Below are 14,435 nucleotides of genomic sequence, written 5' to 3' on the forward strand. Positions count from 1 at the left end.
GCTTTAAGTCCTCACCCCGCCGCGCGTGCCTTGAATTATCGAACCAAAAAGTCTGAGCCATGTGGAAAAAACACAGGAACTGGCTGACGCCTGTCCTCTTCATCGTGCCGGGATGCATCCTGTTCGGAACGATCATCATCGCTTCCTCGATCCAATCGATCTGGATTTCCTTCTTCGATTGGGACGGCGTCGGACAGAAGAGCTGGGTGGGATTGGCAAACTATTCCGAGCTTTTTGCCGACCCGCAATTCTACGTCTCGCTGAAGAACAACATCATCTGGCTCGTCATGTTCATGGCGGCGCCGCCGCTTGGGCTGGCGCTGGCACTGCTCGTCAACCAGCAGATCGCCGGCATGCGGATCTTGAAGTCGCTCTTCTTCATTCCGCTCGTACTCGCCACGGTCACGGTCGGTGTCGTGTTCGGCTGGGTCTATGATCCGAATTACGGGCTTCTTGCGCTCATCTTCAACCTCTTCGGCGCGACGGCGCCTGCCCTGCTCGCCGATGAGCATTTCGTCACCTTCGCCGTGGTTGCCGCCGCGCTCTGGCCACAGATCGCCTTTTGCATGGTGCTGTTTCTCGCCGGCCTCAACAATCTGAGTTCCGACATCATCGGGGCTGGACGGGTCGATGGCGCGCGCGGCTGGAACATGCTCTGGCACGTCGTCCTGCCGCAATTGCGCCAGGTGGGTTTCATCGCTCTTGCCGTGACCGTTGTCGGCGCCTTGCGATCCTTCGACATGATCGCGGTGATGACATCAGGCGGGCCCTTCGGCTCGTCGGAGGTGCTGGCCTACCAGATGTACGAGCAGTCGATCTTCTCCTATCGTTTTGGCTACGGCGCGGCGATCGCCACCGTCCTCTTTGCAATCATGATCGTTTTCATCACCTGGTATCTGCGCGTCATGGTGCGCATGGAACGGGAGACACGCTGATGTATCCTCGCCCCATCCCCGAAGAAAAGCCCGTACTTCGCGGCCTTTATGCCGGCTTCGTCGGCCTGATCCTGATCCTCTGGCTGCTGCCCCTCTTCGCGGTCATGTTGACCGCATCCAAGACGGCCGATGAAATCATGGCCGGCAAATACTGGACATGGCCCGAGCACGTCAATCTCGTCGAGAATTTCCAGGCGGTCTTCCAGCAGACGAATATGTGGGGCTATTTCATCAATAGCCTCATCATCACCCTGCCTTCGGTGCTGCTAGTTCTCCTATTCTCGACGCTGACTGGCTATGTGCTCGCGCGCTATAATTTTCGCGGCAACGCCCTGCTCTTCTCGCTCTTCGTCGGCGGCAACTTCCTGCCCGCGCAGATCATGATGATCCCGGTGCGCGATCTCATGGTCTCGGTTGGCCTCTACGACACCTATTTCGCATTGATCATCTTCCATGTCGCCTTCCAGACCGGCTTTGCGACCCTGTTCATGCGCAATTTCATCGCGGCTCTGCCCGACGAATTGTTTCAGGCCGCGCGCGCCGAAGGCGCGTCCCCCTGGCAGACGATGCGCCATGTCGTCATACCGCTGATGCGGCCGGCGCTGGCAGCCCTTGCGATCCTGATCTTCACCTTCGTCTGGAACGATTACTTCTGGGCGATCGTGCTCACCCAGAGCGATGTCGTGAAACCGGTAACGGCGGGCCTGAACAATCTCAGAGGCGAGTGGACCTCCGCCTGGAATATCGTGGCGGCGGCAACCTTGTTCGTCGCCGTCCCACCGGTCCTGATGTTCTTCCTGATGCAGAAACATTTCATCGCGGGCCTGACCATGGGCGCCGTCAAGGGCTGACGCTTTCCGCACCGCGCGAACAGATTTGGAGTATCACTCATGAGCCATGTAAAGCTGATCGACATCGACAAACATTATGGCGGCTATCACGCCCTGCGTTCGGTCAATCTTTCCGTCGACAAGGGCGAGTTCATTGTCATGGTCGGCCCTTCGGGCTGCGGCAAGTCCACCACGCTGAAGACGATCGCCGGGCTCGAAAACATCAGCTCCGGCGAGATCTGGATCAACGGCCGCGACGTGACGCGCGAAGAGCCTGGTGACCGCGGCATTGCCATGGTCTTCCAGTCCTATGCGCTTTATCCGCATATGACGGTTGCTGAGAACATGGGCTTCGGCCTGAAGATGGCGAAGCGCCCGCAAAGCGAGATCGACGCTGCCGTCAAGCGCGCGGCCGAGATCCTCAGAATATCCGACCAGCTCGACAAGCGCCCGAAGCAGCTTTCGGGCGGCCAGCGCCAGCGCGTCGCCATCGGCCGCGCCATCACCCGCTCGCCGGAAGTCTTCCTCTTCGACGAACCGCTCTCCAATCTCGATGCCGCGCTGCGCACGCAAATGCGCGTCGAGCTTTCAACGCTGCACCAGCAGCTCGGCTCGACGATGATCTATGTGACGCACGATCAGGTCGAGGCGATGACCATGGCGAGCCGCATCGTGGTGTTCAACAAGGGTATCATTGAGCAGGAAGGCGCGCCGCTCAATCTCTATCACAATCCGGCAAACCAATTCGTCGCTGGCTTTTTGGGCGCACCGCGTATCAACTTCGTCAATGCGAAGCTCGTTTCCCTCAGCGACGGTATCGCTGAAGTCGCACTGGAAGGCGGCGGCACGACGGTCCATGTTCCGGTGGCCGATGTCGGCGATCTTAAGGCGCAAGCCAGCCTGACGCTGGGAATTCGGCCGGAATCGTTGAAGATGGGCTCCTCCACTGAAGACGCCGCGATTTCCTTTGACGGCAAGGTCGGGTTGGTCGAGCAGCTCGGCCGTGAAACCATTCTCTATGTCGATGCGGGTCCGCTCGCAACGATCGGGTCTGAAAGCGGCACGCGCAATTTCACCGTTCAGCTCGGTAATGCCGCCGGCTTTTCGGCCGGCGAGCAGATCAAGCTATCCGCCTCGACATCGTCCCTCTATCTCTTCGGTCCTGATGGCAGAACCCTCAGCCGGCCGAAGTCAATCATTGCCTCTCTGTAAAGAAAGCTTGTGACCTCATGAAAGTTTTGGAAAGAAAGCCGCTATCCGTCTGGCGGACGCTCAATCTCGACGGCTTCTTGGTCGGCGTGCCGCATTATCCCGAACATGTCGACGAGAGTTATTGGGACCGCGATGCCGAACGCATGGCGGCCGCCGGTTTCAACACCGTTCGCATGGCGGAATTCGCCTGGCATATCATGGAGCCGCATGAGGACCATTTCGACTTCTCGCTCTTCGACAAGGCAATCGCCGGCCTGGCCAAGCATGGCATCAAGACCATTCTCTGCACCCCGACGGCAACACCACCGCGCTGGCTGACGGCAAAATATCCGGAAGTCCTGCGCGTCGATGCCAATGGCAGAGAGGCAAGCCATGGATCGCGCCAGCATTGCGATACGACGAGCCCGGTGCTGCGCCGGCACAGCCAACGGATTACCCGCGCAATGGCCGAGCATTATCGCGACAATCCTCACGTCATCGGCTGGCAGACGGATAACGAGCTCAATACGACGACCTCCGAAAGCTATTCGCCTTCGGCGCTCATCGAGTTCCAGAAGTTCTGCCGCGCGAAGTATGGTACGATCGAAGCCCTAAACTTTGCCTGGGGCGGCGATTTCTGGGCAACGGCCTATCAGACCTTCGACCAGATCGTCTTCCCGCAGCCGATGAACCCGTCCTTCTCCAGCCCCGGTCACGTGCAGGACTATCATCGTTTCCTCGCATTCGCGACGGCTCTCTTCCAGCACGATCAGGTCGAAATCTTGCGGGCGACCAATCCCGCATGGTTCATCTTCCACAATCTCGGCGGCCTTGTAGATATCGATTTCCGCGGCCAGTTCGGCCAGGATCTCGATTTCATCGGCTTCGACATCTATCCGTTCCTCTATGATGAGATGCGCCGCGGTGGCGGGCATGCGATCACGCAAGCCTTCCATCTCGACCAATGCCGCGCCTATTCCGGCAATTTCATCGTCCCGGAACAGGCCTCCGGCCTCGGCAGCCAGCCGGGCTTTTCCTCCTCCGTGCCGGAGCCGGGCGAGATGCGCCGCATGGCGATGACGTCGGTGTCGCGCGGCGCGGACGGCCTGATGTTCTTCCGTTGGCGGCCGGCGCATTTCGGCGCCGAGATCTACTGGAACGGCATTATCGACCACGACGACGTTGCGCGCCGTCGCTACGAGGAAGCCAAGCAATTCGCATCCGACATCCGCACGATCGAGGACAAGCTGCTCGGCACGACCGTCCGCATGGATATTGCCATCGCCGGCGCGGATTTCGACAATCAGGAAGCGTACAAGACCTACGCGATCGGCCTGCCAAGCCCGATGCAGGATGCAGCCCATCTGCACCGCGCATGCTATGAGGCGGGCATAGCCTGCGGCTTCATCCATCCGGAAGATGATCTCTCGCGCATCAAGGCCCTCTATGTCCCCCATTGGGTCATGTGGAAGGAGGAGTGGTCGAAAGCCGTGGAGAAGTTCGTCGCCGACGGCGGCACGCTCATCCTGTCGGCGATGACCGGAACTCGCGACGAAAACAATCACATCATCCGTACCCAGGCACCGGGCAAGGCGCTCGCGGAGCTTTCCGGCGTGCGTGTCCATGAATTCGGCCCTGTCTCCGCTCCAGGAGCGGATGGACTGTTCACCGGTTTCCGCGAAGGCGGCATCGGCAGCCACCAACCATCCCCACGTCCGGCCGCAACCTCGGCCTCGCGCAAATATGCCTATACGATCGGCAATCGTCAGCTGGAAGCCGGACACCTTTACGAGAAGCTGGAGACATCCGCCGATACCGAGATCATCGGCCGCTGGTCCGACCGTTTCCTGGAAGGCACGCCGATGCTGACGCGCCGCCGGCATGGCAATGGTCAGGTCTACTACCTCGGCACCTATCTCACCGCGCCGCTCGCGGAGGTCATTCGCGAGCTTCTCGTCAGCAACGGTGTTGCCGCGCCGCTGGTGCAGGATCTGCCTAACGGCGTCGAAGTGTCACTGCGCGAAGGTGGCGGCAGGAAGCTGCTGTTCGTGCTCAATACCGAGCATGAAACGAAGATCGTCAATCTGCCGGCGGGTACCGACCTGCTGACGGGCAAAGCCATATCAGGCGCGACCGAGCTCGCCGGCTACGGCGTATTGGTGATCGAGCAATCGGTCTGATACCATCTGTGACGTCTCCGGCGCCGAGGATGAAACTTCGGCGCCGGAGTTTTGGGATCGAGGCTCTTCGATTATTGGTCGGCGTTTAGGCGCGCAGCGAATTGAAGTGCTGCATCATACGCTCGGCCGCCGGACGGATGCCGGTGAAGAGTTCGAAAGCCTTTACCGCCTGGAATACCGCCATGCCGCCGCCGTCGAGAACACGGCACCCTGTCTGTCGGGCGCGTTTCACCAGCGCGGTCTCGATCGGGAAATAGACGATTTCCGCGACCCAGAGACGATCGGATAGAAGTTGCGCATCGAGCGGCAGCCCAGGATGGGCGGCCATGCCGGTCGGTGTTGCATGAATCAGACCATCGGCGACATCCAGTGCCGCGGCAAGATTATGACCGACCGAGAAACGGCAAGCGGCATGTGCCGGCTGAAGCTGGTCGACGAGGGCCCGCGCACGCGAAGGGTCGAGATCGAATATCTCCACGGAATGCGCGCCCATTTCAGCCATTGCATGCGCCACGGCAACGCCGGCGCCGCCCGCGCCCAGCTGCACGACATGGTCGAGTGAAACCCCGGCCAGCCCGCGCCGGAAGCTTTCGGCAAATCCCCACCAATCGGTATTGTGGCCGATCCTGCGCCGCCCATCAAAAACGATCGTGTTGATGGATCGCAGCGTCTGGGCATCGGGCGAAAGCTCGTCCACCAGCGCGACGGCCGCCTGCTTGCAAGGATGGGTGATATTGAGGCCGGCAAACCCCATCGCCTCGGCCTCATCGATGAGAGCCGGCAGGTCCGATACGGAGAGACCACGGACGTCGAGGTCGATGAGATCGTAGCGATAGGATAGGCCGCAATGCTCGCCTTCGCGCATATGCATGGCCGGCGTCAACGATCGGCCGATTCCGGCGCCGATCAATCCGACATGAAGTTGACGAGGAACAATGGCGGCTTGAGTGTTCAATCTTTCCTCCCGAGCAGCAAAACAAAGCCATGCCGCAGGCTTGCTCGCAAAATGTACGAACTAGTACGTAAAGTCAATAAGAGGCGTGATGGAGCGCCGCCGGAAAACGCCAAAGCCCATCAAATCACCCCGGGCCTCGTCAGGCCATTTCGGAGGAAGGATGTCTCAGAAATGCAAGGATCGCATCGACGATTAGCGACTTGTGCCGCTTCTTCAAGGCTTCGGACGACAGGTCACGCTCGAAGATCGCCCCAAAGGTATGGCGATTGGAAACGCGAAAGAAGCACTGGGCGCTGATCATCATATGCAGATCGACGGGGTCTACCCTGCGCACGAAGCTGCCATCGGCGTAGCCCCGTTCAAGGATTTCCGTGATGATATCGATGACGGCGATATTCATCTGCGACAGGACGACCGAACGTTTCATATGTTCTGCGCGATGAATGTTTTCGATGCTGACGAGGCGCACGAAATCGGGATTCTGATCATCATGATCGAAGGTGCTTGCGATCAATTGCGCCATGGCCTGAACGGGCGGCATGTTTTCGAGATCGAGTTCGCTCTCCAGCGTACGAATCTTCGTATAGGCCTGCTCGAGAACGGCGAGATAGAGCCCTTCCTTGCTGCCGAAATAATAGTAGATCATGCGCTTGGACGTCTTGGTGCGCTCGGCGATCTCATCGACGCGCGCACCGGAAAACCCGGCTGCGACGAATTCCTCGGTGGCGATCTTGAGAATGTTCTCCTTGGTCGCGTCTGGATCGTTCTTTCGCGTAAGACGCTCGATCTTGGCCGCTTGCGCTTTGGTCATGCCTTGCCCGTCTTCCTGGGTCTGTCCCTGCCCAACATTGAAGATCAAAGCTTTAACACAGGCTTCACGCCAATGGGGAGGGCCTAAAGTTTCGGCAGACCAATCGGTCGCAGATGCCGCCTCAGCGCCGCAATGCGAAAAATGGCATTCGCCGCGCCATATCCACGATAGCCGCTGCGCTGAACGATTTCGAAGAAGAAGCCTTCGCCGTAAGTGGGGCTGTAAAGCTGGAAATATTCGCCGTGATCGTCGCGGTCATAGAGGATGTTGTGCGCCTTCAGGCGATCCGTGAAAGCCGGCTCCAGGCCGAATCTCGCTTCCAGATCGTCGTAGTAGTTGGGCGAGATCATCAAGGTGGCAAAACCGTTGTCCGACAGAGCGGCCGCGGCGGCAAAGATATCATCGGTCGCAAAGGCAAGATGCTGGATGCCGGAGCCAAAAGTTTCGGCGATGAAATGCCCGGCGAGCGTGTTGCGATTTTCCGCACCGTTCAGCGTGATGCGCAAGCTGCCCGGCTCGTTTTCGACGACCTGGCTGCGAACGACCCCGGCGGGATCGATAATGTCGACCATCGGCGTCTTATGCGCATTCAATATCGCGGTATAAAAGAGCAGCCAGGTCAGCAGCTCTTCGTATTTCATCGTTTGCGCGACATGGTCTATGCCCGTCAACCCAACAGGTCGCCAATCGGTATCGTCATGGACCGGATCGAATTCGATCTCCCATATGCGGCTAAGCGCGCTCCTGCGATCGAGGAAATACAGGATGCCGCCGCCAACGCCCCTGACACCAGGCATTTCAATCTCGCCGGGATCCAATGGTTGTTCGAAGCGTTCGGCGCCCAGGGCCACGGCCCGCGCAACCGCGGCTTCCGCATCATCCACCCATAATCCCATCGCATAGGCCGACTGCCCGTGCAAAGCGTAAGAAGCGCCCGCAAACCCGTCCGGATCGGTATTGACGACAAGATTAATGTCGCCTTGCCGGAAGACATCGACACGCTTGCTCTTATGGCGCCCGACATGGCGAAAGCCCAGCGCACGCAGCCGATCAGAAAGGACAGACGCCTCGGCTTCGTCGACGGTAAACTCGACAAAGGCAACGCCGTCCACTTCGGCACGCGGCGGCATCGGGGGCAAGGTGAGACCGCTGTTCTCCGCGCGACGAACCTGGTCGCCAAGATAGGTGAGCGAGCGCCGGCCATCGACGGCGATGGCGGTCGGCGAGCCGCCGCGGAACTGGTCGTTGAAAATCTCCAGCGACAGATAGCCGTCATAGCCCGTCGCGGCGACGGCCTTCATGAATTCGAGTACGGGAAGATCGCCCTCCCCTGGCATGTTGCGGAAATGGCGGCTCCAATAGAGCAGATCCATGTCGATCAGCGGCGCGTCGGCAAGCTGGATGATGAAGATCTTCTCTTTCGGGATCGACCGGATCGAATTGACGTCGATCTTGCGAGAAAGCGTGTGGAAGCTGTCGAGAATGAGGCCGATATTTGGATGATCGGCACGGCGGACGATTTCCCAGGCATCGCGGTGGTCGTTAATGTGTCGTCCCCAGGCGAGCGCCTCATATCCGACGCGCAAGCCGCGTTTGGCCGCTCTCTCGCCGAGCTCGAAGAAGTCGGCGGCGGCACGATCAATCCCGCCCAGCGCCACGGACGAGACGTTCGAACAAACAAGAACGAGATCGGTCCCCATCTCCTGCATTAGATCGAACTTGCGTTCTGCGCGATCGAAGGTCCGGCTGCGGAAGGGTTCAGGCATGCCTTCAAAGTCCCGGAAGGGCTGAAAGAGTGTAATCTCCAGCCCATGATCCCTCACGATCTGACCCACCTGGCGCGGTGATTCATCGAAAGCGAGAAAGTCGTTCTCGAAGATTTCGACGCCATCGAAACCTGCCTTGGCGATGGCCTGAAGCTTTTCCTTGAGGTCACCGCTGATCGAAACGGTCGCAATCGAGGTTTTCATTGTTTCATCCCGTTACTTGACGATTTTCAACAAACTCATCCGCGATCGCGACACGTCATTGCTGCTCAGATCGGGACTGGCCGCTAGATAGCCCGATCGGCGTGGCGAACGGCAGCTGCCAAGCGTCGTTCATCCCTGCCAAGCTGATCGATCGGCGTCCGGTAGGTCTCCGTCGCGGTTGCCGCGGAAATGGCGGCAATCAAGGCTGTGATGGAGGTAAAGACCGCGACTGGCACCCAACCCATCGGTCCGGTGCCCATGACCGCCGCGCTGATCGTTGGCGCGAAGCCGCCGAGCGCGAAACCGATCTGGGTTCCGACGGCCATGCCGGACAGACGCACGCGGGTATCGAACATTTCGGCATAGAGGGCCGGCCAGATGCCGTTCGATGCACTATAGACCACGCCCGAAAGCAGGATGCCGAGGACGAAGACGAGCATGAGGTTGTTCTGGCTGATGGCCCAGATGTAGGGCCAGATCAGCACCGCGCAGCCGACGGCTCCAAAGATGAACACGGGTTTGCGGCCGATGCGGTCTGCTAGAATGGCCCATGCGGGAATCGCGCCCAGCGCCGCGATATTGGCAAGCACCAGAACGGTCAGCATCGTCGAACGATCGATATGCATGGTATTGACCGCATAGGACAGCGTGAAGACGCTGAAGATCGTGCTGACGACGGAAATCAGCGCCGCGAAGATGATGCGCAGGACATCCGCCCAATAATTGGTGAGCAGCGAGACGAGCGGCAGCTTTACGATCTCGCCCTTCTGGGTTTCCTCCAGAAAGGCCGGGGTTTCGGCAAGCGTGCGGCGAACCCAGAATCCGACGATGACCACCACGAAGCTCAGGAAGAACGGGATACGCCAACCCCATGACATCAACGCGGCTTCATCGAGCTTTCCAAGCGGAATGAAGACCAATGTTGCAAGGATCAGTCCGGCCTGTGTTCCGCTCAGCGTGAAGCTGGTAAAGAAGGCCCGTCTATTTTCTGGCGCGTGCTCAAGCGTCATGGAGCTGGCGCCGGCCTGTTCGCCGGCGGCCGAAATGCCTTGCAGCACGCGCGCCAGAACCAGAAGAATGGGCGCCAGGATGCCGGCCTGATTATAGGTGGGCAGGCAGCCGATGATGAAAGTCGAAAAACCCATGAGAAGCAGGGTGAAGGTCAGCACCTTCTTGCGGCCGAACTTGTCGCCGACGTGACCCAGGACGACCGCCCCCAGCGGCCGCATGATATAGGCGACGCCAAAGGTCGCGAATGAGGCGATGGCGGCCGTTTGCGGGTCTTCCGCCGAAAAGAATATCTTCGGGAAAATGAGCGCTGCTGCCGTACCGTAGACGAAGAAATCGTAATATTCGACGGCGCTTCCCAACCAGCTCGCAAGAGCCGCGCGCTTGGGTGTTTTATGTTCGATTTGTCTTTTCATGGTCGTTCCTCCCCAGAGCATTCGAATGTCGAGGACATATCGCAACCGTGCGCATATGGCCTCCGCCTGCACCCGTTTGCAAGGACATCCGAGATCATCCTGACAATCTTCGATGCTGCACGATGCGGCACCATCACTCCTCATCAACAATAATGTACGAACTAGTTCGTTTTGTAAAGCGCCAGCAACCTGTCACCCCGCGGCGCCTCGGCGGGAGCAATAGAAACAATGCATTGAAGCAGCTTGTTACGTCACAGCCTGAAGGCGGCGAACGCCTTGCGGTCGGGTTGAGCGCGCCTGCAGAGGCCCCATCATTATTCGTTGAAAATCTTGAAGATCAGGCAATATCAGCCGGACCAAGGACAGTTCCCTCTCGCCTAGTGCATGTCAATGATCGGCGGCACGCCCTCGATCATCCCGCGACCCACGGCTTACCGGCCGGCCTCGTTGCCATCTGCCAGCGGCACGAACAAACCAAGCTTGACGTCACGCAGCACCACATTCGTGTGCATGCGCCGGATCTGCGGATTTTCCGCCATGATCACGGCGGCGATGTCGTCATAGTGCTCGACATCCCTGGCGGTGACGATCGCAATGAGATCGACCGCGCCCGTGACGTAATAGACCTGCTGGAGATGATCCTGCTTTTCCGCCCAAAGGCGGAACTTGGCGAGCGCATCGTAATTGTCCCGCTCGATTTCCATGCCGACAATGAACACCATTGGAGTTCCGGTCGCCTTGCGGTCGACGACCGCGATTTCCGCCTTGATGATACCGTCCTCGCGCAACCGTTTCAGGCGCCGTTGCACAGCCGAAGTCGAAAGGCCGACCTCCTCCGCGATCGCTTCGGCAGTGAGCTGGCAATTGCGCTGGACGATATCGAGAATATCGCGATCAAAGCGATCCAGATTTTCCATTCCCGCTCCTTTCGGCGTCGATGAACTTAGGCGACGACATCTCTGTTCCACCATAAAAGATGCACAAGAAATACATTTTTGCTTTTTATATGCAAAATAATCGGAAATTGCGCGCAAATTCCGCTCTCCTTCGCGATATTCTCCGCAAATTGTTTTTCATCGGAATTCTATATGACAGAGCTGCCCTCCCAGGCTCTTCGCGTGGAAGATCTCCACAAGAGCTTTGGGTCACATCAGGTCCTCAAGGGCGTTTCAACGACCGCCCATCAAGGGGACGTGATTTCCATCATCGGCTCGTCCGGTTCCGGGAAAAGCACGTTCCTGCGCTGCATAAACCTGCTTGAAATGCCCGATCGCGGCCGCATCCTCGTCAACGGCGAGGAAGTCGCGCTGAGGCCGGGACGCCATGGACAGATGCAGCCGAAAAGCTGGCGGCAGATCGAACGGATGCGCAGCGGATTGGGAATGGTATTTCAGAGCTTCAATCTCTGGGCGCACATGACCGTTCTCGAAAACATCATCGAGGCTCCGGTGCATGTCCTCGGCGTCCCCCGTCGCGAGGCAATCGACAAGGCAGAGGTTCTTCTCAATAAAGTCGGGCTTTACGACAAGCGCGACGCCTATCCGGCCTTTCTCTCCGGCGGACAGCAGCAAAGAGCGGCGATCGCTCGCGCGCTTTGCATCGACCCGGCCGTGATGCTCTTCGACGAACCGACATCGGCGCTCGATCCCGAGCTGGTCGGCGAGGTCCTCAAGGTCATCCGCGATCTCGCGGAAGAGGGCCGAACCATGCTGCTGGTCACCCACGAAATGCGCTTTGCCCGCGATGTCTCGAACCACGTTCTCTTCCTGCATCAGGGACGGATCGAGGAGGAAGGGCCGCCAAAGCAGATCTTCGACGCCCCGATCAGCAGCCGATGCCGGGAATTTACCGGCATGCTCACGTCCTGATCCACATCCCATTCGCAGACAACACCATTAGGAGAATCCCTTATATGAGAATGGCTTCCACTCTGTTCGCCGGGCTTGCCCTCGCTCTCTCTTCGATGACGGCGCAGGCCGAGGTTCGCTTCGGCATCATGAACGAATCCTACCCGCCCTTCTTCGCCAAGGATGCCTCCGGCAAATGGCAGGGCTGGGAAATCGATATGATGGACGCCGTTTGCGAGCAGATGAAAGAGAAATGCTCGATCGTCGAGCTTTCCTGGGACGGTCTCATTCCGGCGCTTCAGAGCAAGAAGTTCGACGTGATCTGGTCGTCGATGTCGAATACCGCCGAACGCTCGAAGATCATTGATTTTACCGACAAATATTATAATACGCCCAGCACGCTGATCGGCCCGAAGGACCAGAAGACCGGAGCGACGGCAGACGATGTCAAGGGCAAGACCATCGGCATCCAGGTATCGACGATCCAGTCGGAATATTACAAGAAGTACTTCGCCAAGGTTGCCGACGAAAAGACCTACCAGACGCTCGACGAGGCGTTTCAGGACCTCGCGGCAGGCCGCATCGACTACGTCTTCGGCGATTCCCTTGCGCTTGATGCCTTCCTGAAGAGCGACAGCGGCAAGGATTGCTGCGCCAAGATGGGCGATGTCGCCGACGACAAGGAAGTCCTCGGAGCCGGCGTTTCCGGCGGTCTTCGCAAAGACGACACCGAGCTCATGGCTAAGCTCAACGCAGCGATCGCCGCGGTACGCGCCAGCGGCAAATACGACGAGATCACGAAGAAGTATTTCAGCTTCGATATCTACGGCGCCAAGTAAACGATCGCAACGATGGCGACCTCTCCTCAGGGCATTCTGGACCTGCTCTCCCCCTATCCTCCGGGCTGGGGTGGAGTACTCTTGACCGGGGCCGCCTCCACGGTCGCCATCTCCGCCGGCGCTTTTCTGATCGGCCTTCTGCTCGGTACGGGCGGCGCGCTCGGCAAGCTCTCCGGCATCAGGCCGCTCCGGCTGCTGCTCGAACTCTATACGACCGCCGTCCGCGCGGTCCCCGAGCTGATCCTGATCGTCGGGCTCTATTACGCAGGGATGGACGGCCTCAATCGGCTCCTCATCGCGCTCAATCTGCCGGCATTCGAATTGAATGGCTTCGCTGTCGCGGTCGCCGTGCTTGGCTTCGTGCAGGGCGCCTATATGACGGAAGTCCTGCGCGGCGCGATCCTGGCGATCCCTGTCGGCCAGATCGAGGCGGCAAAGGCCTTCGGCATGGGCGCACGCCTGCGTTTCCGTCGCATCATCTTACCCGCCTTGCTGCCGAATGCCCTTCCCGGTCTTGCCAATCTATGGATGTCGGTCACCAAGGACAGCGCTCTCGTCGCCGTCGTCGGCTACCAGGAACTGGCTCTCGCCACGCGGCTCGCTGGCGCTAGCACCAAGCACTATTTCATCTTTTTCCTGGCTTCCGCCCTCATTTATCTCGCTCTCACGCTCGTCTCGAACGCCGTCTTCGACCTGCTGGAGCGGCGTGTGCGCCGCGGCCAGCCGAAGCTTGCCTGAGGGGTGCCGGCATGACCTTCTCATGGATATCCGCCTATTGGCCGCTTCTGTTGACGGGAGCCGTGCAAACGCTGTCGCTGCTTGTGATTTCCGTCGTCTTCGGCTTCGTCATCGCGATCGGCCTCGCCTTTTCCCAGGTCAGCGGCGGCCCCATCCTGCGAAGCCTTGCGCGTGGCTACTGCACCTTCTTTCGGGGCACGCCGCTGCTGATACAGCTCTGGCTGCTCTACTACGGCGTCGGCTCTCTTCTGCCGATGATCCCGGGAATCCGCCAAAGCCTGTTCTGGCCGATCCTACGTGAAGGTTTCTTCTTCGCGGCCGTCAGCTTCACGCTGAATTACGCGCCCTATGAGGCGGAGGTTTTGCGCGGCGCGTTGCTGGCCGTCCCGAAAGGCGAGCTGGAAGCCGGCCGCGCATTCGGCATGCGCCCCCTGACGCTGACGCGGCGCATCTGGCTACCGCGCGCCATTCGCATCGCATTGCCGACGATCGGAGGCGAAATCGTCATGCAGTTGAAGGCGACACCTCTCGCCTTCACCGTCACCGTGATGGACCTCTATGCCGTTGCCACCAAGGTTCGTCAGGACACCCTGCTGGTCTACGAGCCTCTGATCGTCGTCACCGTCTTCTATCTCGTCATTACAGCCATCATCGCGCGAAGCTTCCGGTTCCTGGAAGCGCAGGTGCCGGTGCGGCGCTAACCCCGGCATGACGG

At 59.3% G+C, this 14,435-nt stretch carries 13 protein-coding genes; 8 read left to right on the plus strand and 5 right to left on the minus strand.

Going from position 1 to position 14,435, the window contains the following annotated elements; all coding sequences use genetic code 11:
• Nucleotides 1-59: 59 nt before the first annotated feature.
• From FBZ97_RS17280 to FBZ97_RS17295, 4 genes are read left to right on the plus strand one after another with little or no spacing between them, the layout of a single operon-like run.
• Complete coding sequence (locus tag FBZ97_RS17280; RefSeq protein ID WP_113353180.1) at nt 60-935, plus strand: sugar ABC transporter permease; 876 nt, start codon at nt 60-62, stop codon at nt 933-935.
• Nucleotides 935-1,786 (plus strand): carbohydrate ABC transporter permease, encoded by an 852-nt coding sequence (locus FBZ97_RS17285; protein WP_113388728.1) that lies wholly within the window; start codon nt 935-937, stop codon nt 1,784-1,786. The genes FBZ97_RS17280 and FBZ97_RS17285 overlap by 1 nt, the downstream gene beginning before the upstream one ends.
• A 39-nt stretch (nt 1,787-1,825) precedes the next feature.
• Complete coding sequence (locus tag FBZ97_RS17290) at nt 1,826-2,977, plus strand: ABC transporter ATP-binding protein (protein WP_113353182.1); 1,152 nt, start codon at nt 1,826-1,828, stop codon at nt 2,975-2,977.
• Between the two features lie 17 nt (nt 2,978-2,994).
• Nucleotides 2,995-5,136, plus strand: coding sequence for a beta-galactosidase (locus tag FBZ97_RS17295; RefSeq protein WP_113353183.1), 2,142 nt, complete (start codon nt 2,995-2,997; stop codon nt 5,134-5,136).
• Nucleotides 5,137-5,221: 85 nt separating this feature from the next.
• Here FBZ97_RS17295 and FBZ97_RS17300 read toward each other — a convergent pair whose 3' ends face one another.
• The 5 genes from FBZ97_RS17300 to FBZ97_RS17320 all read right to left on the minus strand — a co-directional run bounded on the left by FBZ97_RS17300 (nt 5,222) and on the right by FBZ97_RS17320 (nt 11,213).
• The gene (locus tag FBZ97_RS17300) at nt 5,222-6,091 is read right to left on the minus strand and encodes a shikimate dehydrogenase (RefSeq protein ID WP_113353184.1); all 870 of its coding nucleotides are present in this window, start codon (nt 6,089-6,091) and stop codon (nt 5,222-5,224) included.
• A gap of 139 nt (nt 6,092-6,230) precedes the next feature.
• The gene (locus tag FBZ97_RS17305) at nt 6,231-6,902 is read right to left on the minus strand and encodes a TetR/AcrR family transcriptional regulator (protein WP_113331056.1); all 672 of its coding nucleotides are present in this window, start codon (nt 6,900-6,902) and stop codon (nt 6,231-6,233) included.
• Nucleotides 6,903-6,985: 83 nt separating this feature from the next.
• Entirely contained in the window at nt 6,986-8,872 is a 1,887-nt protein-coding gene (locus FBZ97_RS17310) for a sugar phosphate isomerase/epimerase and 4-hydroxyphenylpyruvate domain-containing protein (RefSeq protein ID WP_145321528.1), read from the minus strand.
• A gap of 83 nt (nt 8,873-8,955) precedes the next feature.
• A complete protein-coding gene (locus tag FBZ97_RS17315; RefSeq protein ID WP_145321526.1) occupies nt 8,956-10,296 on the minus strand; it encodes an MFS transporter in 1,341 nt (446 codons plus the stop codon).
• 431 nt (nt 10,297-10,727) lie between these two features.
• Nucleotides 10,728-11,213 (minus strand): Lrp/AsnC family transcriptional regulator, encoded by a 486-nt coding sequence (locus tag FBZ97_RS17320; RefSeq protein WP_145321524.1) that lies wholly within the window; start codon nt 11,211-11,213, stop codon nt 10,728-10,730.
• A gap of 171 nt (nt 11,214-11,384) precedes the next feature.
• On the opposite strand from FBZ97_RS17320, the gene FBZ97_RS17325 reads away from it, so the two are divergent.
• From FBZ97_RS17325 to FBZ97_RS17340, 4 genes are read left to right on the plus strand one after another with little or no spacing between them, the layout of a single operon-like run.
• Nucleotides 11,385-12,164 (plus strand): ATP-binding cassette domain-containing protein, encoded by a 780-nt coding sequence (locus tag FBZ97_RS17325; protein ID WP_145321522.1) that lies wholly within the window; start codon nt 11,385-11,387, stop codon nt 12,162-12,164.
• A gap of 44 nt (nt 12,165-12,208) precedes the next feature.
• On the plus strand, nt 12,209-12,982 hold the full coding sequence (locus tag FBZ97_RS17330) for a transporter substrate-binding domain-containing protein (RefSeq protein ID WP_145321521.1): 774 nt from the start codon (nt 12,209-12,211) through the stop codon (nt 12,980-12,982).
• Nucleotides 12,983-12,994: 12 nt separating this feature from the next.
• Nucleotides 12,995-13,720, plus strand: coding sequence for an ABC transporter permease subunit (locus tag FBZ97_RS17335; RefSeq protein ID WP_145321520.1), 726 nt, complete (start codon nt 12,995-12,997; stop codon nt 13,718-13,720).
• Between the two features lie 11 nt (nt 13,721-13,731).
• Nucleotides 13,732-14,421 (plus strand): ABC transporter permease, encoded by a 690-nt coding sequence (locus tag FBZ97_RS17340; RefSeq protein WP_145321519.1) that lies wholly within the window; start codon nt 13,732-13,734, stop codon nt 14,419-14,421.
• The last annotated feature ends 14 nt before the right edge of the window (nt 14,422-14,435 follow it).

The organism is Rhizobium sp. ERR 942, assembly GCF_007828395.1.
In the GTDB taxonomy this organism is placed as follows: domain Bacteria; phylum Pseudomonadota; class Alphaproteobacteria; order Rhizobiales; family Rhizobiaceae; genus Rhizobium; species Rhizobium dioscoreae.